Source organism: Acinetobacter tibetensis (genome assembly GCF_023824315.1).
Classification (GTDB): domain Bacteria; phylum Pseudomonadota; class Gammaproteobacteria; order Pseudomonadales; family Moraxellaceae; genus Acinetobacter; species Acinetobacter tibetensis.
In genome coordinates this window covers 730975-749173 of record NZ_CP098732.1, presented here as the reverse complement: position 1 = coordinate 749173, position 18199 = coordinate 730975, and the positions used below count along the sequence as shown (strand labels likewise).

Here is an 18199-nt window from a genome sequence, read left to right as displayed (position 1 = left end):
CTACTATTAAAAATCAGTCATTTCTCATATTTAATATTGTAAAAACTACAGTATAAAGAGCTAAAAAAATACACCATAAAATCAAGTAGATATTGTGATCAAACTTAACTGTATTGATAATGAGTTGGTTTAAAGGATCGCTATCGATCATGAGTGCACATAAGAACAGGAATACATAAGCAAAAAAGCCAATTCTCAGAACATAAGTAATATTCTTCACAAAGAACATTATAGTACCAAGAATAACGCTTACGATACCAAAGAACCAAAGGAGTACGCTTTCGTCTTCATTTGAGCCTTCCATTTCCCTCAAATAGACAAATTCCCCTCCGCCATAAGGCATGTAAGTGACAAAACCTTTTGTAAGAGATTCAAAACAAATAGCCAAGATACCTGAAAGAATCAGAATAAGCGCCAAGTAATGTTTTAATGTTAAATTTTTCATAGTCCTGAATAACCCTCACTGGGTGTCCAATATTTATGTAATGTGCGTGGAGTCACAGTACAAGCTGGGCAACGGTCTGGCTTAGAGTAAATAATTCCTCGTAAAGCTTGCCTGATTGATTCCTGCCAATTTCTTGAGCGATTATAGACTTTTTTAGGATTTTCAAAATTTGTCTTATCTTCTGCTGGGTCCAAAAAAGAATCCAAGCCACTCTCCCCTGCATTGTGCAAAATGGTTGCTTCTCTCGGGGTGAGCTGACGCCCTAACTTTAATTGCTTTAATTGAATATTTTTGGCAACTATCTCAGTTGCAACTTATCGTTCAGCTTACTATGAAGCTTTGAATCAATGGATGGCTTATGGAAAGACTGAGCCTTTCATTCAGCTAGTTTCCGATGCAGTGCTAGAAGGGTTTAAACCTTATCAAATGGTTATAGGCTTTTAAAAAACATTTAGCCATTTTTACATCTCCAAAGTTAACGTTACGTTATCTTTAGAGGGACTATGTGTCCATTATTTTGTCTAGGATCACCGAATGATTATTCTGTTTACCATACTTTTTCTCTTTCGCAGTTTTACATCCATCTAATATAGATAAAGAAAAGCCCTTTAGAGCTTTTCTCATCTATTAATTATTCTTGAATTCATTAAAACGGATTAGGTTCCAGAACAATCCCACCATCATCTCTTGAGACTAATTTCCAAACTGCAGGTTTACTATCTAATTCTCGATTGTCCCAATCATATTCGGCTTCTTCTGGAAACTCTTGGCCTTGTATTAAAGATTGAGCTAATCCCTCAAAGTCAAATGGAGTCCATACCCCACTGTAAGGAACGATCCGATCTTCATTGCCATACTCTCCTAAAATCGGCAATAAATCTTCTTTGATCCCCTCAAAGTCAAAAACACCTTTAGTAAAATTTGCGTTATCCCATCTTCGAATCCAATAATAGACCTGTGACAATGAATAACGTGGCCCACGATATGCGGTATGCATAGCATCCGTTGGCATTTCGGTACGTACTGCTTTACAAAGCTGATTAACGACAACATAGCTTAATGGCAATGGTTTATTTTTATGGCCTAAACGAGGTAACTCTCCAGCTTTAATAACCATACAGCCATTTATTTCTGTTAGCTCTAGATCAGGAGCATTCTTTAAAGTAGTCTCATAGAAGGGCTGATGAATAAACTTATCTTTTAAGTCTTTCCCAATAAATGTATACCAATTAATACTCCGGATCCCCTCATACCAATCTCGTTTAAGGAAACTAGCACCATCATGTGTTATACCCCAATATTGTCGAGTAACCCCATACTCATAAAATTGATAAGGATGACGATCATAAGGTAATTGAATACTTAGGCCCGCATAGCCATGAAATACCTCAAATTGAGTTAACAATTCTTCAATCCAAGCATTAAATTCTTTTCGCCCATCCTCCTCATAAACAAATGAGAGAGGAAAGTTCAACTGCAAATGAGATAACCCGTAATTATCCCTTGCCGTAAATATACCTAAAGCGTACTTAGCGGTGAACTCATTAGATTCAGCTGAGCATAAATACCATTCCATTACATTTGGCTTTTTGGCATTTTTAAAAGCAGATTGATAACTTTTTTCAGTAAACTCAGTAAAACCAGAAGCGTTAAAAGGAAAATGCGATTTCAGCGGATATGTATTCTTGAATTTATCAATGATATTTAGGGCTTTCTGCTTCCCTTCATCATTCCCCCCATTGAGATAATAGAGCTGTATAGTTAAAGATAATTGAGCTAAAACTCGATCTTCCTTATCTAGCATCAACAATTCACGTTCAGCTTCTTTTATTTGTTGAATAAGCTCTTTCTCAGAAGGAAGTCGTTTTTCAACTAAATGCATAATCAATTCCAAGCGGTAATACTCTGTAGAAACTTCCTAAAACAAACTACTCTCTACCCGCCCAATACCAATAAACCTCTCCCCAATCTAGTTCAGAAAATGTAGGAAGTATTTCACCTTGTTCAAAATACTGTCGTAAATCTGGTCGTGCTGGTGTTTGCCAATAACCAGTTTGTGGACATAACGCTCCACCTTTCTCTTTAAGTTTCTCTTCTTCTAGCGATAATCCATTAACCTTATTAACTCGTTTCCCTTCAGGCCAACTACTGTCTTCATCAAAACGACGCATCCACGCTATACCTTCGTCATAACTTAAATGCTCATTTGGATCATCATCCCATTGTGCATAACCTACCAGTTTTAATTCATCACAACGTATTGGCTTGATTAAAGCATTGGCATAGATAGGCAAAACAGGCACACCATCTTCAACAGGATACATGGCGAGTTCCCCGAGTCGAATCCATAAGCCTGTTTGATTTTCTGGATACTCGATTTCCTTAACCTCTACCTCTTTAAAGCAGCTAAAGTAAGCTTTGATCTCTTCAGCAGTTTTATTTAATTTTGTAATCCAATATGGATCAAGTAAAAAACTCCAAACTGGTGTTCGGACACCCGAGCCCAATTTACGTTCATTGACATACCCATCAGGATCGTCATGAGTATTGCTACCATTAAAACTCGGATGATCAATATCTACGCCATAAAAAGCCTGAGTAACAATCTTTTCTAGACTATTAATCTCATAACTGCCTAAGTGTAAAGAAGCGGCTTGAGCAATCTCAAAACCACTATAAGCATGTCTAGGTTTTAACTTATCAATACATCGCTCAACAAACCGATGCCACTTTTCTTTGTTTTCCTCACTTTCCTTATACCATGCATATCTAAAGTTCATTTTTAATACGCTATATGTATCAGAATAAGGCGTTACTCTAAAATAAGTAGCCCATACTGCTGAGCTAATTTCAGTATCATCTGATGCAGTTGCAGCAAATGATAAAAAATCATCTCTAGTATATTGCCTTTGGCAAGTCTGCTCTAAATCTTCTAATAATGTTTGGGCATTTTCCGCTTTAATAAAAATATCTTTAACAGGATGTTTGAAAGAAACCCATTCTTCATTTTTAATTTGGTTAAACTCATTAAAAATTTCGACAAATTGAGTTATTAGTTGAGATGCCTCTTCCGCTGAGTGGTAAATATAAAAAGTAACATAGGGACCAATTCCATAAGCGTCCTCCCCTTCATATCCAGTCACCCAAAGCTTATCCGTAGCTTTAATCTCTTCGATCCACTCAACTTGCTCTTCTTCTGTTAAGTAAGGTGTTATGGTACTCATCTCATTTTCCTCTATTTCCAGCTTTCTTTGTTCCTGATTGTTCACTCGGTTTACCCTTGCCTTCCTCTAAAGCAATATCTTCAGGGTAACGAAATAAAGAAATATACCCACCTTCTTTTAAGCCCTTACCCGAATGGTTGTTATGTTTACCATACTTTTTCTCTTTCGCAGTTTTACATGCACCTAATAATCGATCATATTGGTTAAACTGCTTATCTTTAATAGAATCCCCTTGAAACTTAATTTCGACAATCGCAAAAAGATTGGTTTTTGATATCGGTTCCAAGCGAGATTCTGGAATAATTAGATCTGCAGAAATACTACCTCTTTGATTATTATAGGGACTTGGATAAAAAGGGTTTTGGTCAAATGCGCCAGTTCTCTTAAGCTTAGGATTGCCAGGTAAAATCAATTGAGGGTCTTCAAACTTTGCTCCAAAACATACCTCTGTTTTAAGTGGTGCCTTCCAACCCAAAATCTCATCCACAAATTCAAATATGATGGAAGCTGCTAATTGCTTTAAACGGGCGACTAAGAACTCACTTCCAATATCCTCATTCACAATCTCGGATAAAATTAAACCTGAAAAATGTAATTTGCATCTTTTTCAAAAGATTTAATTACATAATTATCAACTCTAGAATCACTTAGAATATCTTTATTATCACATGCAATAATTGACACAGCCAAAATAAAAAATAAAATTGTTTTTAACAACATACATAAAACTACTTAATTAACCTTAATCTTAGATAAGCAATTGACTTGGAAAAAAGAAAGACTTTAGCCATCAGTTGAGTTACCATACCAAACTCACAACTCTAGTCCTTATATCCTTGCACTATATATAACTCATATCCAATTATTTTGCGTCATTGTTGTTTTTTTCTAAAATTTGAATCATTCTATTGAAAACTTCTAAAATAGAACTTTCAACGCAAAAGACATCGACCCGCTCAGCTCAGTATTTCTGAAATTATATTGATTGCTCTTTCAAGCCAATTACTTATCTAAGATTCAGGTTAATCTAATTTAATTACGGGTATTTCATCTTTCCTACATTGATTCACTCCACTTTCTCCATAAGATAAACCTACCAACCAGTCATTAATATCTGTATATTTAACTTCACGCCCTTCAGAGTTGTAATGATGTAGTCGTATTGGATAAAGTATACCTATATGTATTTTCTTACCCAAACAATACTCATAGTAGCTATCTTGATCAGAAATAAGTTTCCAACCATCAACTTCCAACTTCTTACGAATATTAGAAAAATCATTTAAAGAAAGATTTGATTTTTTTATTTTAGTAATTGAATATTTACTTTCTGGCTTATCAACCCAAATTTTTTCATTTGGTTGATATTCCCCAAAGTATTGAGTAATGACATGTGTAAAATACTTACCTTGTTGAGTTTCTTCAACGCTAGCACAAGAAGAAACACATATAGTCAAGAATATTATTAAACTTCTTACAAACCAATATTTCATTTCTTTCCTGCCTTGTTAAAATTTGGTAATTTAAAATCTAAATCTATAGTTTCCGTTTCTGAATAATCAAAGATTGTTGTACCAAACCCTCTTTCCAAACCAACTTGACTCTTCGTAGAAAATAGCTTTTGCCCATCAGGAACTGTTACTCCTCCAGTTAAACCTAACAATCCGCCTGTAATAGTGAAGCCCCTACCTGGGAGCCATCTATTGACAAAATTAGCTGTGTCTTCTTCTTTGGGTTTATTTGAAATTGTACCAAAGCTACAACCTCCTCCTTTAGCAGTTACACTTTTTAAAATTGATTTTCCAAACTCAAATGGATTTTTATTTCGATTTTCAATTATTCCAGTAACTCCCGAAGCAACAGTTGAAAGGCTTAATGCTTTAGCTTTATAAACACTTCCATCATGAAGATTAATTACAACTCCACCTGCTAATGGACCAACACCACCAGAACAAATAGCATAATCAACACTAGGTGGACAAACATAAGGAGTATAAGCATTTTTACCCAATACTGCTCTTGAGCGTAATCCACCTGGTTGTCTAGGTCTAGGTGTGCTTTCACAGACTGTGCTGCTATAGAACTCTTCTGCACTTTTAGCCTTTGCTTCGTCTGCTAGTTTCTGCTGTCTTTCTTTTTCCGCTGCTCTTTGTTTTGCTTGCTCATTTGCAAGCTTTACCTGTCTTGCACGCTGAGCTTGTTGCTCAAGGCGTTCACTCTCGGTTTTGAGCCATTCTGAAGAACCTTCAGGTATTCTAAAAGGGTCTTTTCTACTCTTATTCTCAGCCATTAACCCCATAGGGTCGACCCATTGAGTTGGATCACTTACATAAGCAAAAGTGTTATATCCACCAAATAATCCAATCGGATCTTTACTCATATACCTTGCACTATACGGCTCATAATAACGATAACGGTTATAATGCAGTCCAGTTTCATTATCGTAATACTGGCCTTGGAATCTGAGATTACTCTGTTCAAATGGATTGTCTTTATTTAGCATTTGAATCTCGAGTGCAGTCCCCCACGTATCCTGAGTAATTTCCCAAACACATTCACCTGCTGTATTACTCAATGTTTGTGGTGTTCCCACCTGATCACAATGATAAAAAACAGTTTGCTCTAAAGCCACACGGTTTTTACGTGTATCTGTGCTCCAGATCGGGTCTTTATAAATAGAATAAGGCTTGTTGAGGTATTTGCTATAATCGGGGGTTTCAATTAGTTCAATAAAACCTTGATAACCTGCCTGCATTAACGGCACAAAGCTATCAGGCTCATAAACGTAATGTTTGGTATAGCTCTTCTCAGGATTGTTCGAATTTTGGCTTGATTCCCAAATCATCAAATCACCATCCCAACCAAATAAGGTTAAGTCTTGGTTTGATGATTTCTTATATAAACGACGTCCAAAGACATCATAGCCATAGTAAGTTACATGCCCATTTAAGTTACTTTGGATCAAACGATTATGATTATCCCAAGTCAGCTTTAAGGTTTTGCCATTTTGCGTGGTTTCAATCACATTACCTTGTACATCATATTGATAATGCTTGCCTTGATACTGTTTGATTAAATTATTTTTGACATGTGTTGTCTGATTCATTGGATCAACCAGATTTCCGGCTGGATCAAACTTAAAACTTTCGTTTTTATGCTGACTCTGGGTTGAAATCAAACGTCCAATCGGATCATATTGATAATTGAGTTGTCCTAAACGACTGTCTTCAACTTGGGTGAGCAAATAGTTTTTATCATATTGATAATGTCTATGTGCTTGATAACGTAAATAATCTGAGGTTTCTTGCTCATGCTCAATCTGTTGAGAAATCAGTAATCCGACATCATTATAATGCTTGGTTTGCACCAAACCATTTGCCAGAAAACGTACCGTTTCACGATGCAAATCATCACGCTGGAAAGAAACAACATCCTGTCGGTTAAAAGCAATCCCGTAGATGTGCCCTGAACCATAGCTTAGATTCGTCTGTTCCTGCCCATCTGGACGAACAGTTTTGACCAGATTACCTAATTCATCATATTCATAACGCAGTACAGCAGTTAGATTCAACATCTTATAATGCTGATGTTCACGCACCAATTGTCCAAGCTGATTACGATATAATTGAACCTGACTTTCTGCATTACTGGCTGAGCTTAATTGTTGATTTAAGTTATATTCAAAGTACTCTGTCTGGCTTTGATGAGTATGTAGATGCGTATATGTTTTAGAAGCAATCTGCCCATCGTCATAATAGCTAAATTCAGTCAGAATATTGGGTTGGCGAATCTGGAACAATAGACCATTTTCACTATAGCTATAGTGCTTTTCTTCACCATCAAATGCTTGTTCTCGAACTAATTGGCCAAATTTGTTATAACCAAACTGGTATTCAGCCTGATTCTGATTGATGAGCTTTTGAAGACGGCCTTGTTTATCCCATTGATAACCCACATGGTGCTGATTGGCATCAATCCGCTGTTCTAGTAAGCCGACAGTATTGTATTGATATTGAGTGGTTAAGCCGTTGGTGTCCGTGTGTTTAAGCAGACGTCCTTCTTGATCATGCTCAAATAGCTCTTTTAATCCATCTGGATAAACAATAGCTTGAAGCTGACCTTTGTCTTTGCCTCGTGTGCTATAAAGATATTGAACTTTCTGCTCATTCGCCGCTTGCTGGGCACTCAGATCACTCTCTTCATCATATTCCCATGTACTGCTTTTACCTGAGCAATCGGTATAAGACAGCATTTGTCCTTGATCATTGTACTGGATTTTTTTGATGCCTCCTTTGGCATCAATTACTTCCACAACTTGATTATTGTTATTGTATTTATATTGGGTAACATGACCTAAAGGATTAATCTCTTTACTGACGTTGCCCTGTGCATCATATTCACGTTTCCAGATATTGCCTTCTGGATCTTTGGTCTCGGTTAAATTGCCTTGTTTATCATAAGCAAACCGAATCACTCCACCATTCGGCTGTACAATTTTCGCCAGTTGTCCCTGATCATTATATTCTTGTTGAGTTTCTCGACCTTCAAAATCAATTTGTCGGGTAATGCGTTTTTCACCGTCACGAGAATACCAAGACTCTCGTCCATCACCTAAACGGGTACGATAGGTAAAACCATCCAGATCAAAATAATAATAGGTCGGATTATCATAAGCATCGTAAACTGCGACTTGGCGTAAACGCGGATGCCATTTTAGTTTGGTATGAAAACTGCCATCATCCGCCCATTCTTCGATAGCTTTGGCATTTGGCAAAATCGATTCATAACGAACATTTTGCCCACGGCCAGTACGATCAGTATAGCGCGTTAACTGATGCACCTGATTATATTCGTATTGACGTACATGCCCATTTTGATCGAAAGCTGTAGTCAAGTTGCCTTGTACATCATAGTGATAGCGTGCCCAAGACTCAATTTGATCATCCACAAATACAGCAATAATCTTAACTTGCTCATTAAAGGCAAATTTTAGTTGATGCTGCGCCTGTTTAAACTGGAAATTAATGGTTTGAAGATAAGCAACTCCATCTGCCAAAAGATAACTTAGGCTAATTTTTTCATTGGTGATTTCATTGAATTGTTGAATTAAATGATAGGGCTGACCAAGACTAAATTGATGAAAATGGAAACTCCATTCACCACCAAAATCTAATAGCAAATCACCATTTTCAATTGGATGAACCGTCATTCCTTCATAAGGAACAGTATACGCCTGCTGCAAAATCGTAGATGGTAATGTATGTTTACGCCCTTTCGCATCAATAAAGATATAACCTTGTTGCTTTGGCAGAATCACATTGGAAAATGGCATCATCCAACGAGCACCAATTATCCCTCGATCAAACTCATCCATTTGCGAGTTATATTGACGACTAAATACAAAACCGATTTTCGGTAAATAGAAATCGGCATGCTGAACCCGCTCTGCGCCAATTGAATAACTGATACTCTTGCCAGTGTCTGAACCATTACCCTCACAAGGCGGTGCATTTAACGCATCGGCCTGTAAACTGACAAACTCCAAGGTATCCCCTTTAATATGGCGCTCATATTCTCCTGTCTGGTTAATCGGCACACTGGCATTGCCTTTATTTTCACTGGCCTGAATCGCAGTTAAAGTTTGTTGTAATAACCAAGCTAAGCTGTATTTTTGTCCAGCGTTGGCTTGCTGCTGCAATGTCTGGCTTAAGGTGGCAATTGCTTGTGTTGCTTTTTGTTGTAAGCGTGTTTGAATATTTGGCTGAAGCTTAGGTGTTAAATCTGCCTGACTTGACTGAGCAATTAAATCAATAAGTGGTGCAGCCCAATTACTGAATTTTAGTGTCGGATCTCTTTTCTCTGCTGTCGCACCTGCTGATATTGCGGTCATACTTGTACTTATTGGTGTAGCAGGTAGTGATAAGCTCTTAAGAATGCTACTTCCTAAAACTGTTGCTTGCGATAATAAAGCCGTTAATTTGGCTTGTGTTTCTTGCAAGAATTTCTCTAAATCCCCTGCGATCATCGCATTCAGATGCAGCCCCAAACGTTTAATATCCGCATCTTTAATTTTTCCATTTTCAGGATATAAACATTGCGACATTAGACCAAACATCGGACGTAATGCCATCCGCGCATGTGCTTCATTGCTTGGTTCTGTAAATAGACCTATTAAATTTGCAGCAAGCAATGCCCCCTGTTGTACCGCAGCTTCCTCCGTTTTACTATCTGTCGCGTATAAAATTAAATCCAGTACACTACCTGTTAAAGCAAAAATATTGGCTACCGTTGCAGTATTCGCGCTACCTTTTAATTGTTCTAAACTGGTATTGCCACATACCTGTAAATAAAGCTGGATTTGCTTGGCAATCACTTGCAGGTCAGTCACCGTGTTTACGCTATCTAAATTAAAAATAGCAAGTTCAACCTTCGATGCTTTTTTATCTGTTGCCTGTTGTGTTTTTTCCGTAGCCATCTATCTCAAACCCTTAATTTATTTTTTCAATACATCTATTTTTTAAATTGCTGCGCGTTAATTCAAATCTGTCCTAACCATCGTTCTTACTATGAAAACGATCAACGATACCTTGCTGAAGAATCGAATCCATTTTGGTAGCCTTCGCCAATTTTGTAGTCGCTTGATCTTTTACAAAGCCCACACCCTGTGCTTTGATCATGTCAACTGACTGGCTCGGATTCATGGCAATCTGTACCAAACTTTTCATTTGATCTGGAGAAATATTAACGTTCAGTTGCTTTGAAACGGCATTTAAAGCGGTATTGCTGACTTGATCCTTGATTTGTCCAACTGTCTGCTCAGCTAAATCATTTAAGGTATTTTTTCCTATGTTTTTAAGACTATTTTTATCCATCGAAAGTAAACTGCTGGTCAGTTGTTGTTTCATGTTCTGTCCTAATGCACTACTTAACGACGCTGCAACTTTTTCTACAGGTTCTGCCCAAGTATAATCACGTTTAAAATCACTACTTGGTGCCCATGCACTAGTCTCATCTTTCTCAAAAATAACTTTAGCTGCACCTGGGGCAATTCCTGTTACTTTAGCAAAACCATTTGCATCGAGCTTACCTATAAGCTGCTTACCAAGTGAATCAATGACCTTATAGCTATTCTGTTTAAAGAAATTGTCACCACCATAAGTTCTCAATAACTCTAAAGCACCTTTAAGCGATTTCGACTTTGGCAACTGTGGTGCATTGCTATTAACATTTGCCCCTGATGTAAACACATGCTGCCCCGCTTTCACCTCAAACTTGCCACTGGTCGTTGGAAAAATACCTGAACCATCAATTTTAAGTTGTGAACCACCTGCGGTAATCACAATCTCTTTCGGACTGGTAATTTCAATGCGGTCTTCTGTAGAAACAATCTGAATGTTTTGTTTGGCTAAAATACTCAAGGCATCGCTTTGAGCCTGCATTTCAAACTTACCTTTGGCAGCGACTTGCTTAATGCCGCCCTGTGCTGCAAATAAACTGGCTTTACCACTGACATGTGTAATCAGATTTTTTTGAGTAGTGAAATTGATGCTGTCACCTGCAAACTGGTTAATTTGTCCATCAGCCGAAACATGAATGTCTGCATTGGTGCTTAAACCAATCCCATCTGGCGAGTTTAAAAGTAATAGCGCCTTTTCAAATTTTGCAATCTGTTCTTGGATTTGATCTGCAAATTCTTTGAGTTGTTCAATCGATTCGATTTCATCAGTTTGCTGGTTTTTGGCAATATCACTCAAGGCTTTACTGTTGGTCTGACTACCCTCAAGTTGCTTTTTGGCAAGCTCTGAATCAAGGTGATCACCTTTTGCTTGGTCTTGTTTGTAAGTTGAGATGAGTAAGCCTTGTCCTGCACGTACTGCTCCCCATTGGTCAGTACGCAGTTCAAAACCTTCACCACGGTCTTCACTTTCTTCGGTGGCTTTGGGATGACTCAGTTTACCTAAGTTGAGTTGACTTGCTGCATGGCTACTTTGTAACTGTGCACTAATTTGCCCTGTAGTGTCATCAAATCGAAGCTGGTTAAAGCCCTCTCCCTGATATTCTTTAGATTTAATGCCTGCCAGTTTTTTGGTATCAGGGAGTTGTCCTGCATTATCAAATTTTGTAGGAGAACGCTGTGCTTCATGAAGACGTCCCACCACAAAAGGACGATCTATGTCTCCTTGAAAGAAGTCAATGACTACAATTTCCCCTATACGCGGCAAGAAACGTGCCCCGTAGCCTTCACCTGCCCATGGGGTCAGTACATCCACCCAAGCAGAGTCCGTATCGTTATCATTGCTGCCCGCACCACCATCATGTGTATGGTCTTCATTTCTTGTGAATAAAAAGCGGACTTTAATGCGTCCCCATGCATCGACATGGATTTCTTCACCATTCGGCCCAACCACCTGAGCACGTTGCGGGTGGGCAGTTGGGCGATGCTGCTCAGGATGATAAGCGGGTACAGTTTTAATATGTCGACGTTGTAAGCTCAGCAGATTGCCTTGGCGCTGTTCACTTGCAATGCTGCTCAGTGTAGAAGTGAATTGCCAATGACTTTGTTGGAGAAGTTGCTCCAATTGTTGGTTTAAATCTTTAGGCAGGTTATTTTGGCTATAAAAGGTTTTTTCGGTAATGAGAAATTCTTTGTCTGCACCGCTGTGTTGATTAATTTCAGGATGATCTTGCAGTTCAAACCAGTAACCCACATGAGCATCTCGCACTGTAGACTGTGCACAGAAATGCTTGGCTTGTGCATTGTAGTAGTCCGATAGCTGCTGGTTAAATTGTTCCAGTTGCGGATTGCCCGATGCTGTTGCACCATCCTCCCCATTCAGATCTTGCATCCATGCGGGTGAAAAATGCCATGCTTGCTCTAGCCCTAAACTTGCAACATCATATTGCTCACTCTGCTGATGTTTGCTTTGCACGCTGCCTGCACCATCATCCTGTGTCAGTGCATCAGCTTGCCAGCGCTGAACATGCACTGCTGTGGGCTGTAACTGCCGTTGTGCCTGCCAATGGGTAATGCTGTCTACAGCTTGAACGGCACTACTCTGATGAAAGCGGACACTGCGTCGTGGCAGGGCTTGGTAGTGCTGGTTATCATCAATTAAGCGTAGCTTTTGTGCTTGAATAGGTTGATGAATTTGGGCAAGCAGTGTTTGGGCTTCATCAATCAGCCAACTAATTCCTTCACTTCTGAGGAGACGCGTTAAAAAATCATAATCACTTTCATTGCTTTGCATGATGAAAGGTCGAATGTCGTACTCTCGGCTTAGCCCTGCTAAATCAAGGCTCAGGCTCGCCGCAAATAGCGGACTTTTTTGTTGCCACTCTTGGAACAGTATGTTGACCACATCCACCACATTTTTATTCATAAACACACGACTGTTACGGCGTTGTTTCCATAATGTGGTCGGGTCTTCAAGTGTGAGGCGATACAATGTCAGTGCACCATCGCTTGCTCCAGCTTGAGCTTGGGTGATGATGCCTGTGATACGGCTCAATTGGCCTGTGTCAGTCACTTGGTCTATAGCAACCTGACAGCCAATAAACTGTTTTAGCGGAATAAACGCATGTGTTGACAAGCAAATTAAACTGGCGGTTAGGCCTTGATTTAAGCCATGCGTACCGTCTATTCGCTGTAAATAGACCTGCTGATTCAGCAACGCATTGGCAAACTGGATATGCAATACACGTTTTTGTGTAGTGAATCCCAACTGTTCAAAAGCAGCATAAATATGATTCAACATAATGTTTTTAATAAATATAAAGTGAATGTCGTAATTATAAAGTTTGCCGTATAGTATAAAAATTTAGCATTTTTGACCAGCGCTAAGCTGAATTTTATGGCACTTTATGACGTAAATTGACAATATAGAAAGGAAATTATGTAGTATTGTTTATGCTATAGGTGCATGATTTCGTGAATGAAAATGTGCTAAACATTTAACTGAAAAAATATTGAATATAAATAACCCGAATCGCGGATAAGGAATTGACTTGAAAAATAGAAGAACTAGAGCCATCAGTTGAGTTACCACACCAAACCTAAAGCTCTAGTCCTAATGTTCAATAGTACCGAATTATTCTGCGTAATTGATGATTTCTTTCTTAAATTTGAAGCAACTTATTGGAAATTTCTCAAACAAAGTCGTCACTCCGTAAGAATTCGCCCAGCTCAATTGAGCCTCTCAGAAATCAATTTTATCGCCATTTGGTATAAGTGTTCTCATATCAACAATTTCAAAGCATTCTTTTCATGGTTGAAACAGGATAAAAATCATTTATTTAAAAGCTTACCCTGCTACCAACGGATGATTCACCTCATCAATATGCATCAATTGGCACTACATGCATTACATGTCGCCTTAATGAAAGACCAACGCAGCCAATATTTATGGGTTGATTCAACCACTCTACCGGTCTGTAAAAATTAACGGATTCAACGCCATAAATCATTAGCCAAAATTGCATCACGTGGTAACAGTTTTATGGGGTGGTTCTTTGGCTGTAAACTGCATGTGCTTATGAATCAGTCTGGTGAAATGCTCAGTACAGCTTTATCAAATGGGCATATAAGCTAAAGGTACACGATGAGGTAAACGATTTTTCATCCGCTCTTCAGGGATATCCCATTTACGGCCTTCTAAGTCGAATTCATCCCATTGTGCCTGTAATAACTCACCGACACGTACGCCTGTCATCATAATCAACATAATCGCATGCTGAGTTTGAGCATCACATGGATACCCACGAATCTTTCTGAGAAACTCAGGCATTTCTGACGCAGGTAAAGAAGCTAAATTAGTGACCTTTTTCGACTTCAACGCGTACACTAAATCCCCTGCTGGATTGTCATAGCGATAGCCATGTGCAATCGAATATTTCATCACCATGCCACAACGTGACAATGTTCGTTTCGCTACCTCTAAAGAACCACGTGCTTCGATTTTTTGATGATTTTTAATATTTCAGGGGCTGTAATGTGATTGATTCTTTTATCTCCTAAACATACATAAAGCTCATCCAGAGATGCTCGAACATTCAAAATATGTTTATGCGACCACGTATCCTTTTGGTTATTAAACCAATCTTCACCTGCTTCACGAAATAAGGGTTTAAGCTCATCCAATTTTTCAGCTTTAGAATATTTATATTTAAGTTCATAAGCCAACTCACGGGCTTTCTTTAGACTTACTTCAGGGTACTTTCCTAGCGATTCAGATTTACGCTGCCCTTGGACTGAAATTCGAATATTCCAATATTTGTTTCCATTCGGATCAATTCTTAACGAAAGTCCATTGCTATTTGAAAGACGATATTGTTTGTCTCGTGGTTGAGACTTTTTACATTCAGTATCTGTGAGTGCCATAACTTTAACCAGAATATTAAGTGTTATTTTCTGGGTCAAATTGTCCCAATTTTGCCCCCCAAAAAGCAAAAATAGGGTCAAACAGCTTTGGACAGAATCGGACAATACAGCCAATAAAAAAACCCTTAAACATTGAGTTTAAAGGCTTTTTAAAATTCCGATGGATTACTTCGGAAAGAATTTTGGTGGGGTGGCGTCAATTAAGCTTAAACAATAAGATATTGAAATTACTACAAATAATTTAATTAAACTTTACAACCATACATAATACCATACAAATAATTTTTTGATACTTGGATCAAATTTAGTCTTAAAAAGATACGTGTTTAAATAGTTTATTAAGCTCTTTAAAGTTTTTCAAAGTAATCAGCACCCCTTTTAGAAAGATTTTCAACTTGGACTAATTCTGGGTGAGGGATATTATTAGAGTTATGAGCAATAAGCTCAGGTAGTGATAGACTAATGCCTCTACCAAGGGTCTTAAATAGCACCACACACAACCCATGTTCTAAATCAATCCCAATACACTCTTTTACATTTTCTATTTCAGTAATCCCTATTACCCAATTCATTTTCCTTGAAATATTCAAGTTAAGAACTAAATACTTAGAGGACGGTAAGAGTGTAATCGTTACTCCGTGCTTTATACCGCACTCTTTTTTTAGGAAATCATTGGTTTGACCTAAGTTGCTCTGTCCCACTATACGAGGATCTGGATCTTCTTCCTTATACCAAAGTGCCTTATGTAGCTCATTTGTATAGTTTGAATTATCGAATTTCTCTCCAAATAAGACATGACCAAGGCCAATTGCCAGCTTAGCCATAAACCGAACATCATAACGAAGATACATTGATAGCCTGTTATTTCGTTTCTGACCTTTGCTGCACCTCTCGTTAAAATACTCCATCCGTCTCAAATCCAACTCATCAGGCTCAGAAAAGCCAATGTCTGCTAAATTAGCCCCTGATACTCGAGTGCATGACACCTTTCGAACTTTTCTACCATTAAAAGCATCTCCAAAAGATAGCCACGTAATTAATGGATTCTTTTGTGAGCGCTCTGACCACATGAAATAGGCTCTAGTCCTTAGTTTTTTTACTGTTCTTGGGTTGCCGCCAGAGTACCAATACATTCGTTCATCCGAAGGACGAATCCAATATATTTGCTCACCTAAAGGCCCAATCCAGCTTTCACAAACTTCCCCTTCCTCCATGTCTGGCGGGCTAAGGTCAGAGATCCCCATATTTCTTAAAGGAAGTGGAGTTGGGTTATCAGGATCGAAAAAAGAATATGCGGCTTCGTTCAATTCATTAAATACAAGGAAGTCCTTTTCAAAGGATGCATCAACAAATAACCCGAGATTACTATTACACGTCCGACATACATTTCTTGTTTTCAGATAATCTGGTGCTTGTGAGCCGCCCAAGAATTGTGAGATTACATGCTCTAATGTAAACTCATCCTCTCTTTTATCTATCCTACAATAAATGCACATCTTCACAACCAAAGCCCCTTTAGACTAACTAATTTTAATTGATATCACTAAATCTAACTAAAGTTATACTGAAATCAGCCATATAATTACTTCTATATCTTATAATTTATTTTTTAAATTTTAATATTACTGTGATATCTACCCATAAATAAAAAAACCAAGGCAACTTACGCAACCTTGGTCTCTATAAAACATCAACTGTATCGAGCCTGCTTTTTCTCTTCCCACCATCCCTCGATCTCTACACGATCAAAGTACACAGCAGCTTGCCTGCTTGTACCCTCTTTAATTGGTCGAGGAAAACTCGCATCATCCTTAACCATTTTATTCAACTTATCGCGTTGTACAGATAAAAAATGGCAAGTTTCGTTCATTGTTAATCTTAGTTTTTGCATCCTATTTATACCCCCTTAAAACCGTTATATTGCGTGTTATAGCCTCGTTTTCCATTCATACCAATATTCCATACTTCTTAGCTAAATCGCGCTTAAATCGCACTGTAGTAGATGCTGTATAGGCTATTGGCAATGCTCCCTGCTTATAGGTTGCCAAGAATCTTACATACTTCGGAGGCAAGTCCTTTTCAGCTATCGGAGGTGGTAAATTCAAAAGTGCATGCTGCTCATCAACTGTTTTCACAACTAAATCATCATCCCAAACATGACCATAATTTAAATTGTTATCACGTAAATGCTGACTATATAAACGTACTTCACATCGAACCATACAATCTGCATAGGCTTGCAATTCTGCTGTGATACGTTTGTGCTGCTTCTTGTGCGTACTAACCTCAGTGCCTTTATGGTAATAAAGCAGAGTTGTACGTGTACTCCTCAAACCAAAGTAAGTACCATTACCCTGCGTTTCTTTCTTACGCCGTGGATAAGTACCATGCTCTTTGATCTTTGCCAAATACACTTGAGCTTGCTGTTTATCAGCAAATAGAATCGCTTTATTCAAGTCAATACGATGAATCTTAAACAGCCCTTGCTTGATATTATCTAGCTCGTCATTTGTCGGAGTTAAGGCATCAAATACATGAGTCAACTCATCAACTGTATCTGAAACTAATTGGATTAAATCGGTACTACCTGTGACATTATGTCCGTATAACCACTTAAACAAGTTACCCTGAATGACGATCGTATTAGCATTTTTAGCTTTAACTTGTATCCGATCATTATGAGAACCATGTACCCATTGCTGACCATATGATTCTTGTTGTCTTGAGTACACACCATCAAATTTAGTAAAAGGAACTACTACTTTCTCTGATAATTCCTTTGGATTATTTGTTAGTTGTAATTCTATTTTTAAGTAATCTATAGCGTATAAATTTAACTTAGGCTTTTCCTCATCAGTTAATAAGTTAAGGTTTAGGTTTAGAATGGTATTTCTCCTTTAATAAAATTTAGAATGCAGAAAACCCCACACCTCGATAGTTCTTTTTGAACTAGATGTAGAGCAGTTAAGTTTTAGATTGAATTACCCTGACTTGGATAATTTAGAAATTAACTATGCAATTGCACAATCATTCCGTTATGTTGCGTTAACACATAACATAAGACTTTTCAATATAATTCATTCATCAAAATATTTCAACTGTTATGCGATTGTTTTTTAATCACTTGGACTCATTATTAAACCCTTTCCATCA

At 38.0% G+C, this 18199-nt stretch carries 9 protein-coding genes and 3 pseudogenes; 2 read left to right on the top strand and 10 right to left on the bottom strand.

The window, feature by feature from the left end:
• Positions 1 to 13: 13 nt before the first annotated feature.
• Entirely contained in the window at positions 14 to 445 is a 432-nt protein-coding gene (locus M5E07_RS03570; RefSeq protein ID WP_252221989.1) for a hypothetical protein, read from the bottom strand.
• Between the two features lie 318 nt (positions 446 to 763).
• Here M5E07_RS03570 and M5E07_RS03565 point away from each other — a divergent pair.
• Positions 764 to 889, top strand: a pseudogene (locus tag M5E07_RS03565) (LysR family transcriptional regulator); the annotation flags it as partial.
• Between the two features lie 202 nt (positions 890 to 1091).
• On the opposite strand, the gene M5E07_RS03560 reads toward M5E07_RS03565, so the two are convergent.
• The 6 genes from M5E07_RS03560 to M5E07_RS03535 form a co-directional block, all read right to left on the bottom strand.
• Complete coding sequence (locus M5E07_RS03560) at positions 1092 to 2327, bottom strand: type VI immunity family protein (protein WP_252221986.1); 1236 nt, start codon at positions 2325 to 2327, stop codon at positions 1092 to 1094.
• A 46-nt stretch (positions 2328 to 2373) separates the two neighbouring features.
• The gene (locus M5E07_RS03555; protein ID WP_252221982.1) at positions 2374 to 3714 is read right to left on the bottom strand and encodes a type VI immunity family protein; all 1341 of its coding nucleotides are present in this window, start codon (positions 3712 to 3714) and stop codon (positions 2374 to 2376) included.
• Positions 3671 to 4231, bottom strand: a complete 561-nt coding sequence (locus M5E07_RS03550) for a hypothetical protein (RefSeq protein WP_252221979.1) — start codon at positions 4229 to 4231, stop codon at positions 3671 to 3673. The genes M5E07_RS03555 and M5E07_RS03550 overlap by 44 nt, the downstream gene beginning before the upstream one ends.
• A gap of 460 nt (positions 4232 to 4691) precedes the next feature.
• Positions 4692 to 5162 carry a hypothetical protein gene (locus tag M5E07_RS03545; protein WP_252221976.1) on the bottom strand — a complete coding sequence of 157 codons (471 nt, stop codon included), beginning with the start codon at positions 5160 to 5162 and terminating at the stop codon, positions 4692 to 4694.
• Complete coding sequence (locus tag M5E07_RS03540) at positions 5159 to 10144, bottom strand: RHS repeat-associated core domain-containing protein (protein ID WP_252221973.1); 4986 nt, start codon at positions 10142 to 10144, stop codon at positions 5159 to 5161. Before M5E07_RS03540 ends, M5E07_RS03545 begins: the two co-directional genes overlap by 4 nt.
• Before the next feature lie 73 nt (positions 10145 to 10217).
• The gene (locus M5E07_RS03535; protein WP_252221970.1) at positions 10218 to 13424 is read right to left on the bottom strand and encodes a type VI secretion system Vgr family protein; all 3207 of its coding nucleotides are present in this window, start codon (positions 13422 to 13424) and stop codon (positions 10218 to 10220) included.
• Between the two features lie 315 nt (positions 13425 to 13739).
• Between M5E07_RS03535 and M5E07_RS03530 the strand changes: the two are divergent.
• A pseudogene (locus M5E07_RS03530) lies at positions 13740 to 14255 on the top strand (transposase); the annotation flags it as partial.
• On the opposite strand, the pseudogene M5E07_RS03525 reads toward M5E07_RS03530, so the two are convergent.
• The 3 genes and pseudogenes from M5E07_RS03525 to M5E07_RS03510 all read right to left on the bottom strand — a co-directional run.
• Positions 14241 to 15046: pseudogene (locus M5E07_RS03525) on the bottom strand (tyrosine-type recombinase/integrase); the annotation flags it as partial. The pseudogenes M5E07_RS03530 and M5E07_RS03525 sit on opposite strands and share 15 nt — an antisense overlap.
• 347 nt (positions 15047 to 15393) lie before the next feature.
• The gene (locus M5E07_RS03520) at positions 15394 to 16542 is read right to left on the bottom strand and encodes an HNH endonuclease (RefSeq protein WP_252223671.1); all 1149 of its coding nucleotides are present in this window, start codon (positions 16540 to 16542) and stop codon (positions 15394 to 15396) included.
• Positions 16543 to 16992: 450 nt separating this feature from the next.
• Positions 16993 to 17853, bottom strand: coding sequence for a phage/plasmid replication protein, II/X family (locus M5E07_RS03510; RefSeq protein WP_350464060.1), 861 nt, complete (start codon positions 17851 to 17853; stop codon positions 16993 to 16995).
• Positions 17854 to 18199: the final 346 nt, after the last annotated feature.